Below are 882 nucleotides of genomic sequence, written 5' to 3' on the forward strand. Positions count from 1 at the left end.
CCGCTCCAGCCAACGCCCCGGCAGGAATCTCCCTCCCTCCCCAGGGCCCGCCTGCAGCACCAGAAGCGTCCCCACCACCGCAGGCAGCACCCCAGGCACCGGAAAGCCCTCACGCTCCGACGTCATCACCACCGCCCACAGCAGCAGCGCCGCCCCCGCCAGCCGTGGCCAGCGCCCCTGCAGCCAGCTCGCCCCCAGCAGACCCCGCCGCTGCACCACCAGCAGCAGTGAGCCGATCGTGATCTCCCACAACCGGCTCGGCATCAGGAAGAACGCCGCCATCGGCGCGCTCTGGGTCCACCACCAGCTTGCCGCAAACGACAGCACGATCAGCGCCACCAGCAGCGGCACGCTGCGCCGCACCCCATAGCCGATCCCCACCAGCAGCAGCGGATACACCAGGTAGAACTGCTGCTCCACACCCAGCGACCAGGTGTGCAGGAACGGGTTCAGGTCCGCATCCGTGGCGAAGTAATCCAGCTGACCCATCAGGAAGTTGTTCGACCACCCGAACAGCGCCTTGAGGGCCACGTTGAAATACGGCCCGCTCTCCAGCGGCGGGATCAGCATCGCCACCGCCAGGCTCGTCACCCCCAGGCACACCAGCAGGTTCGGCATCAGCCGCCGCACCCGCCGCAGGTAGAACATCCCCAGGCGCGGCCCCAGCGGCTTGCTCGCCTGCGCCAGCAGCGAGCCCATCACCACATAGCCCGAGATCACGAAGAAGACATCCACCCCCGTGAACCCGCCCGGCAGCCACCCCTTGTTCAGGTGGAACACCAGCACCGCCAGCATCGCCGCTCCACGCAGCGCGTCGATGTCCGGTCGGTAGGTGAAGCCTCCCCCCTTCCCGCTGCCACCCTCCGCCTGGCGGTTGGCCGA

The 882-nt window shown here is 68.8% G+C and carries 1 protein-coding gene; it reads right to left on the reverse strand.

The window, feature by feature from the left end; genetic code table 11:
* Nucleotides 1–882 (reverse strand): acyltransferase family protein (locus tag VB737_RS17065; protein WP_500314726.1); only part of this gene is annotated, 882 nt, incomplete at both ends.

It is taken from the genome of Synechococcus sp. BA-120 BA3 (assembly GCF_034931285.1).
Lineage (GTDB): Bacteria > Cyanobacteriota > Cyanobacteriia > PCC-6307 > Cyanobiaceae > Cyanobium.